Here is a 14,932-nt window from a genome sequence, read left to right on the forward strand (position 1 = left end):
CTATTTCATCTTATAGAAGTTACGTTATGTCTAACACTTCAAAAGCCGTCATCGTCTTTAGCGGCGGTCAAGATTCTACGACTTGTTTATTCCAAGCTAAGGCACATTTCGATGAAGTCCACGCTATCACCTTCGACTATGGACAGCGCCATAAACAAGAGATCCAACATGCTAAAGCGTTAGCAAACCAATTAGATATTGCTAGCCATAAAGTCATGGATGTTTCATTGTTGAATGAGTTAGCCATTTCCGCCCTAACTCGCGATTCTATTCCTGTTTCTCATACCTTAATGGAAAACGGATTACCTAATACCTTTGTTCCGGGTCGCAACATTTTATTTCTAACACTGGCAGGAATTTACGCATACCAACTTGGTGCGAAAACGGTAATAACTGGAGTTTGTGAAACAGACTATTCGGGTTACCCTGACTGTCGAGATGGTTTTGTAAAAGCGATGAACTCTGCTTTGGCTCAAGGCATGGACTATGAGTTAGAGCTTATGACACCACTGATGTGGCTCGACAAAGCCGAGACATGGGCATTAGCTGATAAATACGGCGCACTAGAAACCGTCAGAAATGAAACTCTAACTTGCTACAATGGCATTGTAGGTGATGGTTGTGGTGACTGCCCTGCTTGTGAATTAAGAGCAAAAGGCTTATATCATTACTTACATAACAAAGACGAAGTGATGAACTCATTGGAAGAGAAAACACGTGCTGAAATGGCTCAATAAACTACTCCCAAACACCTTACAATTTGCCCTAGGGATCACTGCTATCTCTGGGGTATTGTTTTTACTTGGCTTATATTCAGGCTCAATTGATAACACCCTTGCTTATCAACGCCATGACATATCTTCAGGTGAACTGTGGCGCATAGTCACAGGTAACTTTCTCCACAGTAATCATTGGCATCTACTGATGAACCTAGGCGGTTTATGGGTAATTTTATTCCTCCATGACATGCACTACACCCGTAAAGATGTATGGATGTTGTTTGCTGCGTGGTGCGTACTTGAAGGACTTGGACTTTACCTGTTTTACCCTTCGACCATAGGTTATGTGGGTTTATCCGGTGTTCTACATGGGTTATTTGCTTACGGTGCGATTATGGATATTCGAGCCGAAATGCGTACCGGTTGGTTGCTGTTGATTGGTATCATCATGAAAGTCGCTCACGAGCAACTATATGGTGCCAGTGCGGATGTTGCTTCAATGATCAATGCACCTGTCGCCACTGAATCTCACCTTATCGGAATGGTTTCTGGGTTTGTGGTTGCTGCATTCATCTTAGCCAGTAAACAACTAAAGAAATGAAAAATAAACAGGAGCCTTTGTTCATCAAAGGCTTATGCATATCAATTTTTCAGCTATATATTTCGCCAAATCATAAGCCATATCCAATCAGTCTTAATTTGTAACTTAAAAAGTTGTACCTTTTCATAGCCCTATGTCATTTCGGTATTTTCTATGGCTGTAGCAGGAACACCATACACTTTTACAGATCCAGATCATACACTGTTTATTGTAAATCCAGCTGCAAACAGTGGAAGATCTACCTCCACGTTTAACTGGATAAAAAGTGGTTTTGATTTTGATGAGGAAACCGCTTATAGCGTTATCCAAACGACACCAGAACAAACGGATTCGGGCTTAGTGGTACAAGAATGGCTCGATAACACAGATTGTCCTATTACTCCATCTGATGGTGACGTTTTAAGGGTATTTGCTTGCGGTGGTGATGGTACATTATCTCCTGTTATAAGGCAGTTTCACGAAAAGAGAGATACAGTCCAAATTGGCGTTTTACCATTAGGGACTCTTAATGATTGCGCTCATGCCTTAAACCTTTTCCCCAAAACCCAAAACGATTTTCTGGATATCATTCATGGCACACAAGGTGCGAGTATTGGTAGCTACACTATCAAGCAACTTACACCAGAAGGAGAGCCTACTGATAATGAATCGATAGCCTTTATTGATGCTTTTGCTGGTATTTCTCGTGACACACTAAAAAGTAAAGAAGCAGCAGATGAATCACCAGATTGCCTTGCTCGAACTCGTTGGTTAATTGGTAGTAATATGGAAACAAACTTACGGGCATTGAGTGCAACTTGGAGATGGAAAGGGCTTTCTATTCGAATCGTCGACCATGAGCAACAAGAACTTTATAGCGGTGATATTGGCAACTTGGCGATGACGACTTTAGGATTTATCGGTGACTTGAAACTGAGCCCTTCAATTAGACCTCAGTGGTACCATAATGACCAACTTCGTGGTGAAGTTCATATCGCCGAGGACGGTGGCATATTTATGAATGTTCCTCGCCTTATCAAACTTACCAGCGCAGGCCATAGAAATGGCTGTGATTGGAGCAAGGGCTTCCCCATAGAGCATGGAAAGAGTTTAACCATTTACGACACTAACAATAGTGGTAATCTACTTGAACTTGAAAATAGTCAAACCTTTGAATTCCCATTTAAAGCGACTTGGCAACAAAACCAAGCCGTTCTTGTGGCTGGAGACCCACCAAATTAACCGATTAACCAAAGCCATTTTGGTAGCAAATATGCCGCCAATTAGAAGCCATATCCAGCCTTTAGAGCTAAAATTAATGGTTTGAAATTAGTGCTGAAACTCTTTTGATTTCTTGCTCAGCACTTGCCATAGATTTATTGACCTGTTCCTCACCAAAGGCCATGCCTTCAGCATAAACAAAATAAATGTTTTCAAAACCCAAAAAATTCAACACTTGTTTGACATAAATGCTTTGTACATCTTTGTCTGTCCCTTGATAGACTCCACCACGAGCCGCTGCAATAATTGCCGTTTTATTTTTTAGTAAACCTTCTACGCCATTTTCAGTATAGCGAAATGTGATTCTTGGCCTCGCTATATGGTCAATCCAAGCTTTTAGTGTGGACGGAATACCTAAGTTGTACATGGGTACCCCCAACACTAAGACGTCACTGTTCATCACTTCTTTAACTAACACATCCGATAATGTCGGTTTTTCTTCACAAATAGGATCTGCAAAACTCTTAAAGCTATCAGCATCAATGTGCGGAATACTAGCCAATGAAATATCTCTTACAAGGTGATTTTCAATGCTATGACTCTCCCCTAGTTCATTTAATATTTTGTCAGCAAGTATGCTTGATTTAGAGCTTCTACCGTGGATTCCGGTATTAATTTGTAGAATATTCATGATTAATTTACCTTACTTAAGCGTTAATAAATCGATTACGTGCTATGTCATATAGCCAATTAAAAGCAATGGCATAGACAAAAAAGAATGTGACAAAACCGATGTCCATTATCAGAACACTGATAAAGTCAGTTTTTAAGAACCACATGATCACGGGAAAGGTTAAAATGACCATGCCAAGTTCAAACCCTATTCCATGGAACAATCGGGTGCGCTTGGTTCTAGATAGGCGATTTCCAGGTACAACTTTGTCGAAAGCGAGGTTATAGCCATAATTCCAAAACATGGCTATAACAGTAAGCAAAACGACAAGCCCGCCCATTGAAAAAGCGTCTTTTCCAGTAGTAATAATTGCCCCCAGCGTAAGCAGTGTTAGCGCAATTGCCTCAAATAGTACTGTATGAATAATTCGTTCTTTCTTAGTCATGTGATTACTCCAACTAAATAACTTGATAGCCATATTATCTATAATTATGATTATAAAAAGTTAGTAACTATCACTTTTAATGATATGTATAATATTGAGCATTTAAAAATGTTGGTGTTCGCTGCCGACTTAGGTTCATTTTCTGCTTGCGCTCGTAAACTTGGTAAAGTGCAATCGGCTGTTAGCCAAGGCATCAACAACTTAGAGATTGATTTAGATATTCAGCTATTTGATAGAAGCACTAGAAAGCCGACTTTAACGACGGAAGGCGAACGTATTTACGAATGCGCAAAGGCAATTCTTCAACAATCATTTGAGCTAGAGAAAGTGGCAGAATCAATACATGAGAAAGAAGAAAAAATCATAAAAATTGCGGTTGATAAGGCAGTACAGACCCCGCTTTTTAACAAAGCTCTTCAAAATTTCAGTCAGCAATACCCTTACACTCAAATTGAACTTTTAACCATCGCGAGCACAGATATCGTTAACAGCTTTTATAACGACAATATCGACGTCGGTATTATGTTCTCTGATTTAGCGTTTAAACATGAGGTCGAAATATGTTATGTGGGCAATATTAAGTTCTATCCTGTTTGTCACCCTTCTTCACCTTTAGCTGATTTATCTATCGTTAACGATAATAGTTTGCTACCTTATCGCCAGATCGTTTTACGAGGAGAACAAGGAAAAGAATTACAACAGTTTATTTCCTTTTCTAAGAAGTTATGGTGGAGTAATGCCTTTGACTCCATGCTATCGATGGTAGAGCAAAACATAGGGTGGGCTTATTTACCCTCTTACATGGTTGAAGAAAAACTCAAAGAAAAAAAACTCTGTAAAATTAAGGTTTCATTCGATCATAAACCTTGGAATTTACCTGTAGATATAGTAACTAAAAGAGGAAATGCTAAAGGCCCTGCATTATCTTGGTTGTTTAATGAACTGAAAAAATCGTACATTAAGCTTATTTGATAGGGGATCATTGAATATTAACCCCTACCATTTTTAATTTTCCTAGTATTAATTTGCGTTCAACATTTGTTCACGTAGATTTTTCACTTTATCACGTAACTCAGCGGCTTGCTCAAACTCAAGGTTGCGCGCGTGCTCTAGCATTTGCTTTTCAAGTGCATCAACTTCACGGCTTAATGCTGCAATGTCTCTCAGTTGGTATTTTCCTTTAGGCTCAGCAACTTCACGATATTCAGAAATAGCGCTTTGCTCTTCAACGCTATCACCAACATCCATAACATCAGTGATCCGCTTAACAACACCTTTTGGAATAATGCCATGTTCCTCGTTAAAAGTTCTTTGTTTTGCTCGACGTCTTTCTGTTTCATCCATGGCTTTTTTCATGGATTTAGTGATGCGATCAGCGTATAAAATTACCTTACCATTGACGTTACGCGCTGCACGACCAATAGTCTGGATAAGCGATCTTTCTGATCGTAAAAAACCTTCTTTGTCTGCATCAAAAATACACACCAGCGAGACTTCCGGCATATCTAAGCCTTCTCGTAATAAGTTAATACCGACTAACACATCAAATTTACCTAGGCGTAGATCACGAATGATTTCTACCCGCTCAACGGTATCAATATCAGAATGCAGATAACGAACTTTTACTCCATGCTCATCGAGGTATTCACTCAAATCCTCTGCCATACGTTTAGTCAGAGTCGTCACCAACACTCGCTCATTAACTGCTACTCGTTTTCCCACTTCCGACAGTAAATCATCAACCTGAATAGCAACAGGTCGCACTTCAATTTCAGGATCTAATAAACCTGTTGGACGCACCACCTGCTCAGCAATTTCACCCTCACTTTTTTCGATTTCATAATCACTTGGTGTTGCTGATACATATATCGTCTGCGGCATTAAGTTTTCAAACTCATCAAACTTAAGTGGACGATTATCCAATGCTGACGGCAGACGGAAACCATATTCCACCAGTGTGGTTTTACGAGAACGATCCCCTTTATACATGGCACCAATTTGAGGAACGGTAACGTGAGACTCGTCAATCACCAACAAACCATCTGCTGGTAAGTAATCTAACAACGTTGGTGGTCCATCGCCCTCGGCACGACCGGATAAATAGCGCGAATAGTTCTCAATGCCAGAACAATAACCGAGCTCGATCATCATTTCTAAATCGTATTGAGTGCGCTCAGTGATCCGTTGAGCTTCAATCAGTTTGTTGTTTTGCAGTAACTCTTCTTTACGCCATTTGAGTTCTTCTTTGATTTTCTCAGTGGCACCTAAAATGGTTTCTCTTGGAGTCACATAGTGAGTTTTCGGGTAAATAGTAGTACGTGCTAACTTTCGCGTTTGCTTTCCTGTTAACGGGTCAAACTCACTGATGCGCTCAATTTCATCATCGAATAACTCAACTCGAACCGCATCTCTATCTGAGTCAGCTGGGAAGATATCAATCACTTCTCCTCGAACTCTAAAGGTACCTCGCTGTAGCTCCACATCATTGCGAGTGTATTGCAGTTCACTTAAACGTTTTAGAATATCTCGCTGCCCCATAAAGTCACCTTGGCGAAGATGAAGCAGCATTTTCATGTAAGAATCTGGATCGCCCAAACCGTAAATCGCCGATACGGAAGCGACAAGCACCACATCTCGTCGTTCTAACAAGGCTTTTGTGGCAGACAGACGCATTTGCTCAATGTGAGCATTTACCGATGCGTCTTTTTCAATAAAGGTATTGGAAGCTGGAACATAAGCTTCGGGTTGATAGTAGTCATAGTAAGAAACAAAGTACTCAACCGCATTGTGAGGAAAAAACTCTTTCATTTCACCGTATAACTGTGCCGCTAAGGTTTTATTCGGCGCCATGATGATGGTTGGGCGACCTAACTTTGCAATTACATTAGCAACCGTGAATGTTTTACCCGAGCCGGTAACACCCAATAAGGTTTGTGCGGCTATACCTGATTCCAAGCCATCAACGAGCTGAGTAATCGCTGTCGGTTGATCACCTGCAGGTTTGAATTTTGACTCTAATTGAAAAACGTTATCTGACACGTAGTTAGTTCCTTTTATTTAAGGAGTCAATTCTAAATGGTTCCAATATTTAGCACAATCGATCCCAATATCTATTATTTAGCATAGCGATATGAGCTCATATAATTGCGCCTTAAAATAGGGAATAAGGTATAACCATGAACACTAAAGCTTCTGCAATATTATTATCAGCGGTTGTAGGCGTATCTCTTCCAGCTTTTGCTGATGATATGCCAGCGCCAGCGTCATCAGGAGAGCAACCATCATTTGGACCTTCAACAAGTATCAGTATTACAGGTGTACTACCTAGCACTACTGAAATTAAAGCCAATGCAGCTAAATTTGATCGAGAAAAATTCCGTGTTGATTTTTCGACTCAAATTCCTCTCAATCAATCTTGGGTGATCAGTGCTTCTGCTGGTTACGAAGAAGAAAACTTTGACTGGAAGAATATCAAAAATAATGTTGTTCCAAATTCCACAATTAGACCTTGGGATAAATTAAAGAGCGTTGAAGCTTCTGTCACCTTAATGCATTTTTACGATCAAAACTGGTCATTTATGCTGACTCCAATGATCAAAGCTGCTTATCAAGACAACTACAAAGCATCTGACGCTTGGCGTTACGGCTTAGTTGCTGGCGCAATGTATCGCTATGAGTCAGGTAATACTTTAGGTTTTGGCTTGATGTACACCAACGGCGTAAAAGGCGTGAATGAAGTAAAAGCAATGCCATATGTCATTGTTGATTGGAAACTCAGCGACAAGTTATCTGTTCGTAATCCATTCAAAAATACGTTCAGTGGTCCAGCGGGTATTGAGCTAGCCTACGATTACTCAAACAACCTAACTTTCTCAGTAGGCTCAGCAATGCGCCGTAACCTCTTCCTTGCGGCAGGCAAAGATACAAAAGGTGAAATTGAGGAGATTGCTACTTTTATTGCAACAGAATGGAACATTTCAAAATCATTTACTGCCAGAGGTTATCTAGGCTACCTATCAAACGGAACACTAGAGTTTGATAATCAAAATGTGAAATATGATCTTGATGCAACTGCCGCAGCTGCATTTAATTTAGAATATTCGTTTTGATCGTCTAAACTCATTCTGAAAGTTTTTGAGATCTGTGTATCCACTATACAGAATGCAGATCTCAATTATATTTTTATTGACATGCAGTTATAACAAGGTTTCCAGCGATCCTTTTTGTGATCTTTCTCTATTTCATACACATTTTCCAGCCTACACATCGTTACAATTTTGAAACAAATACGATCTAAGTTTGCACTACATCACACACACAATAACCAATTGATAATTAAAGATATTTTTCCACACCGCAAAAACAGTACAATTTAAGTCCAAGCCTATTATATCAAGGGGTACAGCCATAAAAACCACCATTCTCCACAAGCTTATCCACAGTTTCAGTGGATAACTCTCAACAAGCTTGCCACAAGGGGTTTTGCTTCAATTTTATTAACAAATTATGACGTCCCTATTTGTGTAATTAAATTACATAGTTGCGATTACGAACCCTTCAACCTTTCGCTAAAAAACTATAATCCAGCTCGAATAATCCACGCTGTTATTTTCAGCAACCTAGCTGAATTTTGAACAAATTTGTTTTATGGTAGATAACCATTTGTCATAAACATAAGCATTCTGATGAGTAACGGTAACAATCAAAGTTCTATTTCTGTGATCTCCGCCTTGTTGCTAGCTTTAGGTATTGCAAGTGCGGGCTATTTTATTAGCGAAACCATCTACAAATCTAAAGTGGCATTGAACACTGCTCAAGTTAAAGGGTTAGCTGAGCGCAGGGTTGAAGCCGATACTGCGTATTGGACAATTCAATATACCGTTAACGGTACATCAAAATCGAACATTAAAAAAATGTACCAGCAATCTGAAAATGACCAAAAGATGATCACTCACCTATTGAGTGAAAGTGGCTTTTCAAAAGATGAAATCAAACCCGGTGTCATCGACTATCGAGCACAGGAATTCAGAGATGAGAACCAAAAGCTGGTAGACAAAAATTACTTTCTTACCGGAAAAATTGATGTTGAAACCGATAAGGTAAAGCTGGTGTCAAAAGTCAGAGCTAAGCTCAACGCTCTTATAGCTCAAGGGTTAGACATTCAAAACCATGAACCTAACTATTACTTTACCAAACTCAATGATATTAAACCTGCAATGCTCAAAGAAGCCACTCAGAATGCACGAATAGCTGCTAACGAATTTGCTACTAATGCAGGCGTAAAAGTAGGTGGAATTCGCAATGCCAGCCAAGGTAGCTTTATTGTAAGAGATATAGGACAAAGCTACGGTGACTCCCACAAAATAGAAAAAGATGTGAGAGTGGTAACGAGTGTCACCTTCTTTTTGACTGATTAATAGATTAAATAACAAGGAAGTAAAATGAAAACAAAAACAACAGAAAGCCTTGCTACGATTTTCGCCGTTATTTTAGGAATTATTTATTTCACTGCAGGTATCAGTAAGTTTATTCACTGGTTCCCCAATATTATCGGTCCAATTTGGTTAATTGATGTTTTGGCTCAATATAAGCTCGCTTTATTTGGCTACTTTGTCGCGATCTCACAAACATTTGTTGGAGCTTTACTCCTGACTTATCGCTTCAGGCTCATAGGTGCTCTTATGCTTGTGCCTATGCATTTATGTATATTTATCATCCCGATATCTCTGGGCTGGCAAGGCACTCCATATATCAACGCCGTACTATTGATAATGTTATCCCTCGTCATTTATGTGGATAAAGATAAGCTGTTCGGGTTAGTAAGAAAGACAGGTAATGAGCAATCAGAACCATCATTTCTTAGAAACTTTTCATTTAAGTCTTATTCAATTAGCTTTGTCGCAGTATGTGCATTAGCTGTTTTTCTTAAATATGGGCAGCTTTTATTCGCATAGTTACTTATACCATCCGTACCAATTAACGATGTTTTAGATGAAGCCTTAGCTTTGTAACTACATCGTTGTAACTCCTTACCATAGCTTTGGCTATGATTCGTCATTACGCCTTGTATTTACTTTGCTAACGCTCCTCTTTAATCACAGTTAATTGATGTGAATGGTATTATTTCCTGATTCTAACAACCAAAAATGCTAAAATCCTCCACCGTTATTTAGCAAGTGTTGTGATAGGAAGGATTTTATGTCTGGAAGAGGCATTCATTGGTACCCAGGGCATATGCATAAAGCCCGTAAAGAAATTGAAAAGGTACTACCACAAGTTGATTTAATCATTGAAGTATTGGACGCTCGTATTCCATACAGCAGTGAAAATCCAATGATCCAACAACTGCGTGGTGATAAGCCTTGCATCAAGCTGCTAAATAAAAGCGATTTAGCTGATCCAGAAATTACAGCACAATGGATTGAGTACCTTGAGCAAGAGCAAGGGGTAAAAGCCAGTGCCATCACAACGTTACAAGCGGCGATGGTGAAAAAAATCCCTGATCTATGTCGTAAACTGGTTCCTCACAGAGATACGGTAGAAAAAGACATTCGAACCATGATCATGGGCATTCCTAATGTTGGCAAATCTACCATCATCAACACCTTAGCTGGTCGAGTGATTGCAAAAACGGGTAATGAACCTGCGGTAACCAAAGCTCAGCAACGCATCAACCTTCGTAACGGTATCGTACTTTCAGACACGCCCGGCATTCTATGGCCTAAAGTAGACAATCCTGCCAGTAGTTATCGTTTAGCGGTCACTGGAGCAATCAAAGATACCGCGATGGAATACGATGATGTTGCTATGTTTGCCGCTGAATACTTCCTTGAGGCTTATCCTGAAGAAATTTGTAAACGCTATAACCTTGATGAATTACCAAGACAAGATATTGAACTATTAGAAGCCATTGGTCGCCGCCATGGGGCACTGCGTTCAGGCGGTACGATTGATTACCATAAAGCCTCTGAAGTTCTGCTGCATGATTATCGAAGTGGAAAAATCGGACAACTGACGTTAGAAACGCCTGCGATGGCAGAAAAAGAAAAAGTTGAAGTGGCTGAAATGATGGCAATTAAAGAAGCCGAGAAAAAAGCAAAAGACGAAGCCCGACGTAAAAAGCACTCAGGGAAAAGGCATTAATATCCAGTGTATTTTTCAAATTAAAATTGAATGGAAAATAGGGGTTAGTTTAACTAACCCCAAAATAATCAAGAGCAACTTTAAAATCTAGCGCACAAAAATCATATGCTCCTTTATCTGTAACTAAAGCGACAAGTGCCATATCAGTTATTGCAGGATCCTTGGCATTAGCTCTTAGAGTGCAAGCTCTAATGCTGACTTCGCACTTTTCGCCTGTGCAAGCCATCGTCTCTTTACTTCCACTTGAAAACTCAAAGCACTGCTCCCCATGAAATAGATGCTCACTTTTCGATACTAATTCACCGGATGACTTAAAGTTTGCTTGTATTTTACACAGCTCTTTCAACGTTATTTTTTTTTGCTTTACCAACTCAAAAACCCGAGTTGCCGCTGCTGCCTTTTTACTTGGTAACTGTGAATGACAAATACAGCTTTTATCAAAAATTTCAACACCTTTCCTGTTGACAGCACTAACAGTGAATGGCTCTTTCTCCATCAAATGATTCATTTCCTCATTTGTTACCATAGTACCGACTGATTCTTCACAACTTTGGAATTTTATAGGGGAAGAAGATTTTGTATTTGAAGATACCTTGTCTCTAATATTCCCTTTAACGTCATCAACACGTTTTACTGCCTCATGATGTGATTCAGTTTTTTTCGAAGGTATAATTGTGACAGGGCTTTTTTTCACTATCTTTTTGCTTTTTGATATTTCTCTGTTTTGAACTGGCTTAGGACTGGCTTCTAGTAACAATGGCCCTATAAGTTTATAGCAGGCGATTTGGGTTCCTGACTCCACTAATTTACAACAAGTAAATTGGACTATTTTGTTATTTCTATATTTAGTTGTTTCGAGATACCTAAGCGTTAGTTGAGAGCTTGCTTTCATTACCCAATAAACACTAAACGAAAAAAACATTTCAGGTATTGAAGTCGGCTTCAGGCAAGTGTTAACAACTAAAGTACCGACAACTTTACCAGCCACTCTTAAGATTTGTTTTTGTTGTGGACTCAACTTTGAGCTTTTGGATACAAGAAATATCTTTAGTGGCTTTTCAAATAAAGCACGGCAAGCAAACCGACTGCAAGATGTCGCAATTGTGGCTCCAGCTAAAGGTACTCCACCAAAAAATCCTGCAATCACAACAGGGATTGCAGAGAGCGCCAATTCTTCAATAGCAACGGTAAACTCTTCTTGGTCTAGATAAGGGCCAGTATCACCTGATTTTGCTTTTATTGCAGTTTGATAATTACTGTTAACATCAAGTGAGCAGCCTGTCGCCAGCAAGAATGGCGTTAACATCTGTTGAAATGACAACGGGCCAGAAATCAAAATAGTTTCATCTTTCAATACAGTTGGTAATAAGCCATTTTATTTGGCTTTTTCTAGATCAGAGCTGAATCAATATTATTTTTATAACAGCTAAATGTGAGCCTAAAGCCACTAAAGCTATTAAGGCTAAAGACGAAACCAGACGTAAAAAGCATTCAGGAAAAAGACATTAATTGTATGATAAATTGGGAGCAGTTAAGGCGTGTTGATCTTTCGTGATTATTTTTGCAGCGATAAATTGGTTATCTTATGCAAGGCAGAGTTTGTGAAGTGTGATTGCCCCACATAAACAAACGATAACGCTGCAGCTCTCTGTTTCAAAGAAAGTACCAATTTACGCTGTCTTCGATGCTTTTGAGCACAAAATTTAATCCTGAAAGATAAACATGCCCTAGATAATGAGGTGTTCTTTATGGTTGAGCAAATACCATCTGTTCAAGTCAGGGTGTGGTATAACACGCTGACTGATTCTGTAGCTTTAATATCTAAAGATAACTTAAAGTTGATCAAGGATTATCTGCGATCTAATGGCTCTTGCATTCAAGTCAATTTTCAAGTTCACCAAGCGAGAGAAGATCATACTCGCCAATTCCTCAACTTCCACTTGAATGTTTATCGTAAGAATGGTCAGTATAAAAGATAGGTTGCTCATTATTTGGACCTACCCACCAAGTTAACATTACCGAAGCTTTTATGGTTATGATTGAAGCCAAAAGAAGATAAGATAATATGAATTAATAAACAATCTGAGGTACATAGCGCAGATCGTTACTTCTACCTTTTTTAATGCCTGACGAACTGAAATTGGTGAATTTTGCTACTAGAAACTGATTCTGACTTAAGCAAACTTGTTTCATTTGACGAACACAGGTTGATTTAAATTTTCATTTTGATGATTAACCATTAACTTCATCCGATATATAATCCCTTCTATACCCAAGGCTTCTAAGAAGCTCCATAAAGTTCTTCTCTGAAAACTTATGAAGTCCAAATTCTGTTTTATCTACTCCTTTAGTTTTATAAGTTATTTGATTTTGTCCAACTAGGCAAGGGATCATGCGTGCCGTACAACGAGTTTCAGGTATATCCACCCCTAATACCACGTTACCTTTTTTAAATACATATTGTAGGCTTCCAACGAAATCCTCTCCTTGTACAGGCCGAGGTAACTTTCTAGCTATCTGGTCATTCTTAATTGTGCACATTTCTTCAACCAGTATTTTTCCTTGCTTCACTTTTTGATAGAAGAGACTTCCCTTACTTCTTTTTTCTAGTCTGCTTGGTTCAAATAATTCCGCTCCAGAGCCTATTGCCAGTAACGCGGAATCGCTTGAATCATCTGGATAAAACAAAGGGTCAGCTGCTTTTCTCAATGTAAAACCTTCTACATCAGAACATGCACTATATTTTGGGACACACCCTTGTGGAAATGCAGGGCATGATTCACTTAACTGTGTTGCTGATTCTAGCTTACCATCAGGCAATATAGTCCGTTGTGACTTTGATAAAGGTTCACTACCCTTATGTGATTCCTGCAACTTTACTGCATTTTTTCTTGGGAAAAACAACAAAAAACAGGCCGTTTGAACACCTGATTCTACAAGTTTACAACAGATATATTTAGAGGTTTTATAATTCTCAAACCCTAAGTTATCAATCAATCTAACCGTTAACTGAGCACTCATTTTCATTGCCTGAAAAGTAAAGAAGTTAAAAAAGACTTCATTTAAAAAGCTATGACTTGGATTGACGAGATAATTGAACGCGAGCGTTCCACTTAGGTGACTGAGTTCTTTTAAAACTTGCTTATTTTCTTGCCGAAAATCAGTTTTATCTACGATAAAGTTAATGGCTGGTTCAAAGATTACTTGGCTTCCGAATCGCCCAGAAATTGTCATTGTCGTTGATACTAATGCTGGAGCCCCACCAAAATAAGTCATTATTGATAATGGTAAAACACACTCCATTGCAACAGAAAAAGCTTTACTATTGATTATTAACTTTTGAACATCTGGCTTTTCATCTGCAGGAATACCTAAGGCTAGATAAAAAGGCTGTAATACTTGGGGGGCAGGAAAAGGAGAACCAAACACAGTAAGTCATATAAATATGAATTTGATTGCATTCTAAGCTGAACAAACTGGATCATAGCTGTATGAGATATCAGTAAACTAAAAAAGCTAGAAATAATATTCCTAGCTTTTTCATAAGGGTAAATTTAAAACTCGTCTTGCTTAAACTCAGCGATAGTGTCGCCTTTAAACTGCTTTTTTAGCTCAGACTTAGACAGTTCGTTAATCTGTCCTTCAGAGCCTATGGTAAAATGGTCTGTCTGCTCTAAATGACGAGCTTGATACAGCATAACCACTTGCAATGCATGTTCGCGCTGTTCATCGGTTAATGCTACGCCATTTTCCCATTTACCTAATTCCATTGCAGAGCGCATACGTAGGTATACTTCCTCTGGCATATCATCAATGATCTTATGCAAATCCATTAGACGCTCCTACGCTTGTGTAAAATGATTCTAACTCGAGTGATCAAATAACCAATAAAGCCGAACGTAAAGCACACGGCACCCGCATACATACGAGTGCCCTCAGCTGGCTCACCACCCCAAAACCAAATCACCACTCCAGCAACAAATAAGGTCATGGCAATAAAACTATGAGTTTGAAGTTTACTGGCTTGATTAATTTTAGCGATATTCAATCTCGCTTCATTGTCTCCAGTCAATTTAGCATCACAATGTTGACATTGCTTAGCTAAGCTTGAGATCTGCTTTTTACAATATGGACATGGAATGAGTGCCATT

The 14,932-nt window shown here is 39.1% G+C and carries 16 protein-coding genes; 9 read left to right on the plus strand and 7 right to left on the minus strand.

Annotated features, from left to right (window positions below):
- Positions 1–26: 26 nt before the first annotated feature.
- The 3 genes from queC to E2H97_RS11910 all read left to right on the plus strand — a co-directional run bounded on the left by queC (position 27) and on the right by E2H97_RS11910 (position 2,541).
- Entirely contained in the window at positions 27–737 is a 711-nt protein-coding gene (queC, locus tag E2H97_RS11900) for a 7-cyano-7-deazaguanine synthase QueC (RefSeq protein WP_133407343.1), read from the plus strand.
- On the plus strand, positions 718–1,320 hold the full coding sequence (gene rrtA / locus E2H97_RS11905; protein WP_425466788.1) for a rhombosortase: 603 nt from the start codon (positions 718–720) through the stop codon (positions 1,318–1,320). Before queC ends, rrtA begins: the two co-directional genes overlap by 20 nt.
- 153 nt (positions 1,321–1,473) lie before the next feature.
- Complete coding sequence (locus tag E2H97_RS11910) at positions 1,474–2,541, plus strand: acylglycerol kinase family protein (RefSeq protein WP_133407344.1); 1,068 nt, start codon at positions 1,474–1,476, stop codon at positions 2,539–2,541.
- Positions 2,542–2,614: 73 nt separating this feature from the next.
- On the opposite strand, the gene E2H97_RS11915 is transcribed toward E2H97_RS11910, so the two are convergent.
- Both E2H97_RS11915 and E2H97_RS11920 read right to left on the minus strand, forming a co-directional pair.
- Positions 2,615–3,211 (minus strand): FMN-dependent NADH-azoreductase, encoded by a 597-nt coding sequence (locus tag E2H97_RS11915; protein ID WP_133407345.1) that lies wholly within the window; start codon positions 3,209–3,211, stop codon positions 2,615–2,617.
- A gap of 16 nt (positions 3,212–3,227) precedes the next feature.
- Positions 3,228–3,638: a PACE efflux transporter gene (locus tag E2H97_RS11920; protein ID WP_133407346.1), complete on the minus strand. Its 411-nt coding sequence runs from the start codon at positions 3,636–3,638 to the stop codon at positions 3,228–3,230.
- A gap of 84 nt (positions 3,639–3,722) precedes the next feature.
- Between E2H97_RS11920 and E2H97_RS11925 the strand changes: the two genes are divergently transcribed.
- The gene (locus E2H97_RS11925) at positions 3,723–4,610 is read left to right on the plus strand and encodes a LysR family transcriptional regulator (protein ID WP_218938214.1); all 888 of its coding nucleotides are present in this window, start codon (positions 3,723–3,725) and stop codon (positions 4,608–4,610) included.
- 48 nt (positions 4,611–4,658) lie between these two features.
- Here the strand turns inward: E2H97_RS11925 and uvrB are convergent, their stop codons facing one another.
- Positions 4,659–6,677, minus strand: coding sequence for an excinuclease ABC subunit UvrB (gene uvrB, locus E2H97_RS11930; protein ID WP_133407348.1), 2,019 nt, complete (start codon positions 6,675–6,677; stop codon positions 4,659–4,661).
- Between the two features lie 137 nt (positions 6,678–6,814).
- On the opposite strand from uvrB, the gene E2H97_RS11935 reads away from it, so the two are divergent.
- The 4 genes from E2H97_RS11935 to ylqF all read left to right on the plus strand — a co-directional run bounded on the left by E2H97_RS11935 (position 6,815) and on the right by ylqF (position 10,781).
- On the plus strand, positions 6,815–7,747 hold the full coding sequence (locus E2H97_RS11935) for a DUF6268 family outer membrane beta-barrel protein (protein ID WP_133407349.1): 933 nt from the start codon (positions 6,815–6,817) through the stop codon (positions 7,745–7,747).
- Positions 7,748–8,323: 576 nt separating this feature from the next.
- Positions 8,324–9,055: an SIMPL domain-containing protein gene (locus tag E2H97_RS11940; protein ID WP_133407350.1), complete on the plus strand. Its 732-nt coding sequence runs from the start codon at positions 8,324–8,326 to the stop codon at positions 9,053–9,055.
- Positions 9,056–9,079: 24 nt separating this feature from the next.
- Complete coding sequence (locus E2H97_RS11945; RefSeq protein WP_133407351.1) at positions 9,080–9,592, plus strand: hypothetical protein; 513 nt, start codon at positions 9,080–9,082, stop codon at positions 9,590–9,592.
- Positions 9,593–9,836: 244 nt separating this feature from the next.
- Entirely contained in the window at positions 9,837–10,781 is a 945-nt protein-coding gene (gene ylqF / locus E2H97_RS11950; RefSeq protein ID WP_133407352.1) for a ribosome biogenesis GTPase YlqF, read from the plus strand.
- Between the two features lie 49 nt (positions 10,782–10,830).
- Here the strand turns inward: ylqF and E2H97_RS11955 are convergent, their stop codons facing one another.
- A complete protein-coding gene (locus E2H97_RS11955) occupies positions 10,831–12,135 on the minus strand; it encodes a hypothetical protein (RefSeq protein WP_133407353.1) in 1,305 nt (434 codons plus the stop codon).
- A 394-nt stretch (positions 12,136–12,529) separates the two neighbouring features.
- On the opposite strand from E2H97_RS11955, the gene E2H97_RS11960 reads away from it, so the two are divergent.
- Entirely contained in the window at positions 12,530–12,760 is a 231-nt protein-coding gene (locus E2H97_RS11960; protein ID WP_133407354.1) for a hypothetical protein, read from the plus strand.
- A 253-nt stretch (positions 12,761–13,013) separates the two neighbouring features.
- Here the strand turns inward: E2H97_RS11960 and E2H97_RS11965 are convergent, their stop codons facing one another.
- The 3 genes from E2H97_RS11965 to E2H97_RS11975 all read right to left on the minus strand — a co-directional run bounded on the left by E2H97_RS11965 (position 13,014) and on the right by E2H97_RS11975 (position 14,931).
- Positions 13,014–14,210 carry a hypothetical protein gene (locus E2H97_RS11965; protein ID WP_133407355.1) on the minus strand — a complete coding sequence of 399 codons (1,197 nt, stop codon included), beginning with the start codon at positions 14,208–14,210 and terminating at the stop codon, positions 13,014–13,016.
- 125 nt (positions 14,211–14,335) lie between these two features.
- Positions 14,336–14,614, minus strand: coding sequence for a YeaC family protein (locus tag E2H97_RS11970; protein ID WP_133407356.1), 279 nt, complete (start codon positions 14,612–14,614; stop codon positions 14,336–14,338).
- Positions 14,614–14,931: a zinc ribbon domain-containing protein gene (locus E2H97_RS11975; RefSeq protein WP_133407357.1), complete on the minus strand. Its 318-nt coding sequence runs from the start codon at positions 14,929–14,931 to the stop codon at positions 14,614–14,616. The genes E2H97_RS11970 and E2H97_RS11975 overlap by 1 nt, the downstream gene beginning before the upstream one ends.
- Between the last annotated feature and the right edge of the window lies 1 nt (position 14,932).

Origin of the sequence: Parashewanella tropica (genome assembly GCF_004358445.1) — a bacterium.
In the GTDB taxonomy this organism is placed as follows: Bacteria; Pseudomonadota; Gammaproteobacteria; order Enterobacterales; family Shewanellaceae; genus Parashewanella; species Parashewanella tropica.